The 8377-nt window shown below is 33.4% G+C and carries 6 protein-coding genes; 3 read left to right on the top strand and 3 right to left on the bottom strand.

The annotated features are described in order from the left end of the window. Nucleotides 1–57: 57 nt before the first annotated feature. A complete protein-coding gene (locus AC3DU7_RS15715) occupies nt 58–1428 on the bottom strand; it encodes a spondin domain-containing protein (protein WP_488040269.1) in 1371 nt (456 codons plus the stop codon). A 296-nt stretch (nt 1429–1724) separates the two neighbouring features. Beyond that, on the bottom strand, nt 1725–2627 hold the full coding sequence (murI, locus tag AC3DU7_RS15710; RefSeq protein ID WP_488040268.1) for a glutamate racemase: 903 nt from the start codon (nt 2625–2627) through the stop codon (nt 1725–1727). 225 nt (nt 2628–2852) lie between these two features. On the opposite strand from murI, the gene AC3DU7_RS15705 reads away from it, so the two are divergent. Both AC3DU7_RS15705 and AC3DU7_RS15700 read left to right on the top strand, forming a co-directional pair. Continuing rightward, nucleotides 2853–3125 (top strand): hypothetical protein, encoded by a 273-nt coding sequence (locus tag AC3DU7_RS15705; protein ID WP_488040267.1) that lies wholly within the window; start codon nt 2853–2855, stop codon nt 3123–3125. A gap of 1277 nt (nt 3126–4402) precedes the next feature. Then, nucleotides 4403–5791, top strand: a complete 1389-nt coding sequence (locus tag AC3DU7_RS15700) for an ATP-binding protein (RefSeq protein ID WP_488040266.1) — start codon at nt 4403–4405, stop codon at nt 5789–5791. Nucleotides 5792–6336: 545 nt separating this feature from the next. On the opposite strand, the gene AC3DU7_RS15695 is transcribed toward AC3DU7_RS15700, so the two are convergent. Further along, nucleotides 6337–6609 (bottom strand): hypothetical protein, encoded by a 273-nt coding sequence (locus AC3DU7_RS15695; RefSeq protein ID WP_488040265.1) that lies wholly within the window; start codon nt 6607–6609, stop codon nt 6337–6339. A gap of 1126 nt (nt 6610–7735) precedes the next feature. Between AC3DU7_RS15695 and AC3DU7_RS15690 the strand changes: the two genes are divergently transcribed. Further along, nucleotides 7736–8071, top strand: a complete 336-nt coding sequence (locus tag AC3DU7_RS15690; protein WP_488040264.1) for a hypothetical protein — start codon at nt 7736–7738, stop codon at nt 8069–8071. The last annotated feature ends 306 nt before the right edge of the window (nt 8072–8377 follow it).

Genomic DNA, 8377 nt, shown 5'->3' with positions numbered 1-8377 from the left:
CCCCACTCCCCCACTCTCCTACTCCCCCACTCCCCTACTCCCTAACCCAAATAGGTACTAAGCTCGCAAAACAAAGTCGCTTGCACTTAAAGTTACATCAGTACCTACATTAGCAAACTCAGCACCATTACCAAAACCTTCTGCGGTGCCATTTTGATTATAGTATATACTACCAGTTGCTGTACTCTGAACAATTAAAGCTGAAGAAGTATCAGCAGCAGCATCTGAGGCAACTACAGCAAATTCACTGCTATCACTAAATCCTGCTCCAGCATCACTTGTGATAGCAGCAAAAGTAGTCTTGTCAAGGAGTATCAAGTCTTGCCCTTCATTGAAATCAGTAATTGTATCTACACCCATATCTACCGTCGGAAATGGACTATTAGTGTTGAAGATGAAGCGGTCAATGCTCGCACCACCAATTAGAGTATCGTTACCAACACCACCATTGAGGCGATCGCGACCTTGACCACCATTTAAAATATCATCACCATCACCGCCAAGCAGAATATCATTTCCAATCCGACCTGCCAAAATATCATCGTCATCACCACCTCTGAGCAGGTCATTACCCCGACCACCAACTAACCAGTCTCTTCCACCAAGACCATTTAAAGTATCATCACCTCCAAGACCGGAGAGAAAATCCCCTGTACCTAAACCGTTGAGTCGATTATCATCTGAAGTACCGACCGTATTTTGTAAAACACTGATGCGAGCTATGTCATTACCTGCACCTTCATCTTCTGTGGTGAAATCAGCGTCAGAGCGTGCTTGTAAAATATTTCCTGGTTCAGTGCTACCTTCTCGTACACTGCCAATAAAACCAGGGTGTAATAAAACAGTTCCATTTTCATCTACTCCTGTATCTGGAGCTGCTTGCTGTAATCCTGCTGTATTTGCAGGAAGTTCATCATTTTCTTCTGTTCCTGCATCCCAGATATCTGTTCCATTAGCAGTAAAATCTAGTCCTAAGAAATTTCCATTGTCATCAAAAATTTCAAACCTAGTAGGATTTCCATTACCAGTGAAGGCATCATTACTAGGCAAGATCATGGAAGCATAACTAAAGTAGCTACTGCTGTCAGCATTTTCATCCACAGTAAATTGGGCAACACCAATGTCTCCTTGGAAAAAATTCCTAAAATTGCTATTCTCTACAACTGGCCCTAGAACTCTTCCTTGAACAGTGCCAGCTCCACTATCGTCAAATTCAGTAGATAAAGTAGTTGTAAATTCACCTGTTGGTTCAATAATAGCATCTTCAGCTAACCTTTCCAAACCAGCAGTAGCAGCTTCACTTGGATTTGAATTAAAAAGGTCAAAGTTTCCATCATGAAAACCCACCCACATATCAGAGAAGAATACACTACTATCTGGATTTGCTCCAGAAGCTACGTTCTGAACTAAAACTGTAATATCAGCCATAAATTTTTTTCCTTAGTAATGACCACATTAATAGACAAAAGTTTAGCACAGCAAATACAATTTGTGAATAAATAGGATATATTTATGCCTAGTTTTGATACATATAAACTAATTTAACTTGATTAAAATCAACTAATTAAAGCTAAATTTAAATGGGACAAAGTAAAATTAATGTCTAAAAAAATAAAATTAATCTAATTTCTACTCAAAAAAATATTTGACGCTGCTGAATACACCATAAGTCTCATAATAGCGCCAAATAAAGATGAACTGTTCCCTGTTGCCTGCTATATGAGTCAAGCTACAGATTCAGATTGAACTGTTACTCTTTCCACTTCTAAACAAACTTGCTCTACTATTGGAGTAAAACCCAGAAATAGCTCCACCTTTTTTGCAAATTCTTCTGGGTTACCACTGACATAGAAGCTAGTACAGTGTGGAGGGCGATCGCTTGATATTCCCAAACGTTGAAGTTCCCGAGCTGCAGTATTCACAACAGTGATGGCAGGGTCTACTACCTGTACTGAATTGCCTAAAATTTGTCTAAAGAAATGAAGTAGATGGGGGTAGTGAGTACAACCTAATATCAGGGTATCTATCTGTTTTACAATTAGGGGTTTAAGATATTGTTGCACTACTCCAAAAGTATACACATCATTGATGCGACCTTGTTCAATTAATGGTACTAGAGCAGGCGCTTCTACTTGAAATACTGAAACAGAAGGATCTAATTGAAGAATAGTATTTAGATAAGCATTGCTGTTGACTGTCTGTCGAGTGGCGATGACGCCTATTTTTTTGCTACCTCTGTTGACAACTGTATTTGCACCAGGTTCAATCATACCAATAATGGGAAAATTGTATTCAACTGCTACTCGATCTATTGCTGCAGCAGTAGCAGTATTGCAGGCAACTATCGCCATTTTTACGCCTTGATTTTGCATCCATGTTAGCACTTGACGTACAAATCGTACTATCTCTGTCTGAGATTTTGTACCATAGGGGAGTCGTGCTGTATCAGCAAAATATATAAAGGTCTCTCCGGAGAGTTGACGATATGATTCTTTTAAGACACCAATTCCACCCACACCACTATCAAAGATGCCAATTGGATTTCTCTGTAGTTGTCTAGATTGAGTTTGCCCTAGGTAAGAGGTAATATATTTACCTTTATTAAATTGATAAAAAATATTTGTCATCGTTACAATAGAATTGACAAAAAATAGTAGGTTTGTAGCCAAACCTTTCTAGATAGGAATAAATTAGGGTTAGCATCTTCATTTGTTGCTGACCCTTTACCTTTAAGCACTATAGTGTCGATCGAAACCGGATTTCACTCTGAATCTTAAATCTAATTGTTGAGATTGTTTATTTTAGACAAAATTAAAAAAAAAATAGTCAAAAGTCAAGATTAGGCATTGCTTATGGAAAACACAAAGGCAAAAATTTTATTTAAGAAGTATTTGATGTATAGAAATCCTATTTTATTTGTGTATAAAAATCTTACTGTTTTTAGGGAGCAGGGAACAGGGAACAGGCAAGAGTTTCAGTTTTTTATCTACTTTTTGTTGATTACCCGCAACCTATTTAGGATTGCTATAGCTTTGCAAACAAAAAATCTGGGTGCATCTCAAGGCATGAATAAAGCCAAAAATTTATCGCTTTTAGGCAACAGCTCATCTGGCAACAGGGAATAGGGAATAGGAAATAGAAAATATATAGGAAAAAAGTATTTTTGCAAATATGAGATGCACCCAAAAATCTGACTCTATTTTGTGAATTAAGTAACTCTAAATAATTTTATTAATAATCAAGATTATTTAGCTAATAATATAGATATATAGCAATCAGGAATCAGTAGATATCTCCAAAAATAAACAATAAAATAAATTATCGTACATAAATCATTAGTTATTTCCTTCTATTCCCTATTCCCTCTTTTCTGGAGATGTCTAGTTGTGAAAATTGAGATATTCCTTAAAAGTATAGAATATAGCAATTATTATATTCATATAATAAGTTTTTTTATTCTTCTTTGTTCCCTGTTCCCATAGCCAATTTTTCCTAAATTTTTTCAATATATCAAACTCAAATCATATTGCTATATCTTTAGAGATATCTAATACTTTTTTTATTTAAAATTGCTATAAATGAGCTAAAACTATCATATATAAAAAAGATTATGCATAGTTATAGAAAGATCAATAGCTCAAAATAATTCGATGAAAAAGCAGATCAAAATTATTTTTAGGTAAAGGAAAGGTTAAGGATATTACGAAAAATATCAATAAACTTATAAATTTTATCTGCTAGCTTAGTATAAATACTTAACTTGAAGTAAAATAGAAAAATACATAGTTTATAATTTTTGTAAAATATGTTTATACTTGTAAACCGGGATACAAAAATTTTGGCAATTAGCTTTTCAAAAAACAGGCAACTGCATATTTGATTAGAACCTCAAGACAAACGAAATATTTTATTCCACAAACTTAAAAGCAATTTTGGGATATTCTGATTAAGAAATTCTCCACTTGGTTTCAAGATGATAGAGGTCAGAAATGCTAAAGAAGTTTGGGAGCAAATTCAGGTGTGTCATCCTTAGTTAATAGTTACTGATTTGGTAATGCTTTTAGTGAATTAATACAAAGAATTTGAACATCAGAAAACCATCAATATTTACCGAATTATTAATTATTAATTATTAATTGTTAATTATTAAATAATTTTGGTTTAAAGCCTCCCCATTTTAAGGGGAAAAAAGCGGTTGAGGGATGGCGAGGTCCCCTCGCCATATCCAATCAACCAAGACAGCGGTCGTTTGCGGAGCAGTCCGTTAGGATGGGACGGCGAGGAGACCTCGGCATATCTAATCGACCAAGAGAAGAAATAATATCTCCTTATATTTAATCAAGAAGGGTTTTAACCAGAGGTAATTATCAATTATCCATTATCAATTATCAATTAATGAACTATGTTTCCTTACTTAAATAACCATCTTGATTTAGGTTCCACTGTAAAAGATTTACCACTTCATAGTATTCGAGTTGAAATTGATACATCAGGAATTACATTAGCTAAAGTTTTTGAAGAAAATCCCCTACTTCCAGGTATTATTTTAACAAAATCGGGTAAATTTATTGGGATGATTTCTCAACGACAATTTCTCAAAAAATTGAGTCTCCAATATGGAAGAGAAATTTTTTTAAATCGTTCTGTTAAAGTTTTATATGACTTTATTAAATATGAATTATTAATCTTCTCAGGAGATACACCTATTGTAGATGCTGCTGATAAAGCAGTAAAAAGACCTCAAGAATCTATTTATGAACCAGTTATTGTCGAAAATTCTCCAGAAGATTATCAAGTCTTAGAAACTCAAAAGTTACTTATCGCTCAATCTTATATTCATCAACTTGCTAAAGATTTATTGCAGAAACAAACTCAAGCACAACTAATTCAAACAGAGAAACTTGTAATGTTAGGGCAAATGGTAGCAGGTTTAGCCCATGAACTGAGAAATCCAATTAACTGTGTGGCAGGTAATTCTAAGTTTATGTCTGGTTATTATCAAGACTTTCTTCAATTGATTAATACTTATGAGAAAAATATACCTGAACCTATAAAAGAAGTTGAAGATTTCAAAGAAGAGATTGATTTTGAATTTGTTAAACAAGATTATTTAGAGATGATGAATAGTATAGAAATTTCGGCTGACCGGATGATTCAACTTGTTAGTAGTCTCCGCAATTTTTCTCACATGGAAGGTAGCAAACGCCAAGAAACAAATATTAATGAATGTTTGGATGGTACTCTATTAATTTTAAAGAATCGTTGGAAGGTTAGTGGAGTTGAAATTGTTAAAATTTATGGGGATTTACCGCTGATTTTGTGTCATTCTGGTCAAGTTAGTCAAGTATTTATGAATTTGATTACGAATGCTCTTGATGCTCTAGAGGAAAATCAAGAAAAAGAAACTAATAGTAAACCTGGTAAAATATGGATTCATACTGAAGTTAAAGATTTATCTGAAAGTACAGATCAAAATTTGGATAAATTTACTAATAAGGTAAAATTAAATTCTAATTATAAGATGAAAAGTAGTGTAATTTCTACTGAAAATACTAAAGCAATTTATGGTTGGCTTTCAGTTCGTATCATTGATAATGGTCCTGGTATTCCTTATGAAATTCAAAAGCAAATTTTTGATAAATTTTTTACTACAAAACCTGTAGGTAAAGGTACTGGCTTAGGATTAACAATTAGTTATCAAATTGTTGTTGACAACCATCAGGGAAAGTTACAGATTAACTCAACTCCAGGAGTCGGAACTGAATTTGAAATATTGTTGCCTATCAAGTAAAATTTATTAAGTTAATATGAGGTTAATTAGTTGTTTTTGATTGAGTAAAAATTTTGGACGTATGTTAGTAGCGATCGCTCAAAATTATTTTTCATATCTAGCATTCAAGTTAATTTATACCAATTTATCGATATAAAACTATACTTATTGAACATTTCAATTATTAAGTAATATTGTTAGCAGTTATTTGTATAAAGTATTGTTGAACTGTACTTTTTTCGTAGCACTTTATCTCCACATTCCACATAAAAGCGCTATATATTATTTTCAGTCTAAATAATTTTTATAATAAAACTTTGAGTTGCACTCCATATATTTCTTTTACAGTTATGATTAGTGCAACTCAATTATTAACTACTGTCTTTAATTCATTTCCTAATTGAAGTAGGATTAAAAAAGCTATTCTTAACGATTTCTATAAACCCTCAAACTCTAAATTTTCAGCTATATCCTGATAATGAAGCCCATCCTGATGAATTTTTAAAGCTCTTTGTTTGTGAAGTTTCTTAGGGCTATTTTGTGAAGATAAGAAGATAGAGGTTGATTTATCTAATTGGACAAATAATCTCTGATCGGGCTAATAACTTCCCCTCAGAAATCATAGAGTTTTTTTGCTCATCTTTAGGCTCAAGAGAATCAAGCCATTCCTCAATAATAATTCTACAAATTTCTGTTGTTGAGATTCCGCTCTGTCTCGCAACTTTCTCTAACTTGGGCATCTTTTTTTTGCTAATCCTTAAACCTATAGACTTTTTAGTCAAGGCTTCAGGGTCTTCTTTAAATGTCCCATCAGAGTTTCTCGGTCTTCTTTTCTTCATACCTTTAACCTTTGCTAGCCATTGCTAAAATCTATTTTAGCAGGGTATATGGAGTTTGATAAAAAAGGTTCAGGCGTTAAAATTTGTAGTTAGATGAAAGCAGGAGGCAGAAGGCAGAGGGCAGAAGGGAAGAGCTTTAAGAGCTATTTTACTTTTTGTTATATACTTAATTTTTTTCATGCCTACCTACTTATATGAAATCCGGTTATACAATCGTCTCACTCTATACTTCCATTCAACATAGGCATAAAATGCCAGTATATCCCTTAAATACAGAAAATTTCAGACTAATAGACATCTCCAATAATAAAAAATCAAATCAATTATCGCATAGAAACTATCGATTCTTTCTCCCTAGTGCAGAATGGCAGAAATAACTGACCAGTCACAAAATACTAAAAGCCTTACCAATTAATACTTCTGACTTCTGACTTCTGACTTCTGACTTCCGCGTAGCGGCACTAGTCCCTACTTCCTCTTTTCTGGAGATCTCTAATCTAATGTGGTACAACTGACGGGGTCAATATTTTGCGCTTGTTCGCTATCATAATTCCTATCTTCCCTACTACTCCTTAAAGCTATCAACATAATTAGGGCTTGCTGAAAAAGTCTGATGGGTGAGGGTAGGGAGTAGTTAAGAGTTAGGATGAACGGGGAGTTGTATGAAGAGGTAGTCATTGATCATTGCCCCTGAGTTTTTCTCTTATCATTACCTCAAATCCTTACTTTTTCCCCTCCATCCAACTAAAAGCTGGTACTTTTTAAGTTCCTAAAATTCTTCAAACTCATATCTGTTAATGCGCGCGATATTTAATCAGCAAGCCCTAATTACTTCATAACTGTGGAAACTGCTCTAATTCCTTTCCTTTCTCCCAACTACTTTATTTCGCCAACCCAACGGCTCTCCTGACTGACTACTGACATTACAGAATAATTAATTATCCAGATTACATATTATTTATCTAGACAAATACTTGACGTCCATTGCTAGCCTTGGCTATCATACAAATAGCACGTTAGTAAGTTAAATGAAGATAAAAATCTCTTTACCAATCAATTTATAAACTGAATCTCTTTTTTTGATCTATCTGATTCAAGTCACTCTATCTATTAAGGAGAAATAAACATGAATATTCAAGAAATAGTTATTGAGCAAATCTGCGAAGAGTTTAAAATTGATTCCAACAATCATAATCAGCAACTTTCAGTAGAAAACCTCAAAGATATTATCAGATGTACAACAAACAAAATGCTTATGGCGCATTTTCAAATATTACTAGATAACTATCTCGAAAATAGTGATAAAAAGAACGCTCTACATCAACTCAGTATTTTCGCAAATATAGAATCAGAAAATGATGCCAATGAAATAAAAAAATTAAGTGGCTTTCATGATATAGGCAAACAAATTGCAAATATTGAAGTTAGATTTCTAGAAACAACTCTTGGTTTAAGAACTTAGTTTTAATTAACAATTTAATAATATCTTTGAGCTTAAGGAAAAAGTAATTAGCAAAAAATAAAAATAAGGAGTAAATGAGTGGGAATAATCTTCGACAATGAAAATCGGTGTAAATAAAAATTGTAAGAAATCCTTTTGCCTTTTGCCCTATACCTTCCTTAAGGTATAAATATTCGGCGGACATGATATTTTCTATTGTTTATGAAACTTTAAAGCAAAAAAAAAGCCCTCAAGATAGAGGACTTTTGATAATTAAATCAATCAACTAGTAATTAACCATTGATAGAAGGAGCTTCTACAGCAGCT

Source organism: Okeania sp. (assembly GCF_983059655.1).
This window is presented reverse-complemented; position numbering and strand designations above follow the sequence as displayed.

What these genes read in the sequence shown, in the direction of transcription:
- AC3DU7_RS15690 (WP_488040264.1), top strand. Translation starts at nt 7,736, where the DNA reads ATGAATATTCAAGAAATAGTTATTGAGCAAATCTGCGAAGAGTTTAAA.
- AC3DU7_RS15705 (WP_488040267.1), top strand. Translation starts at nt 2,853, where the DNA reads ATGGAAAACACAAAGGCAAAAATTTTATTTAAGAAGTATTTGATGTAT.
- AC3DU7_RS15715 (WP_488040269.1), bottom strand. Translation starts at nt 1,428, where the DNA reads ATGGCTGATATTACAGTTTTAGTTCAGAACGTAGCTTCTGGAGCAAAT.
- AC3DU7_RS15700 (WP_488040266.1), top strand. Translation starts at nt 4,403, where the DNA reads ATGTTTCCTTACTTAAATAACCATCTTGATTTAGGTTCCACTGTAAAA.
- AC3DU7_RS15695 (WP_488040265.1), bottom strand. Translation starts at nt 6,609, where the DNA reads ATGAAGAAAAGAAGACCGAGAAACTCTGATGGGACATTTAAAGAAGAC.
- murI (WP_488040268.1), bottom strand. Translation starts at nt 2,627, where the DNA reads ATGACAAATATTTTTTATCAATTTAATAAAGGTAAATATATTACCTCT.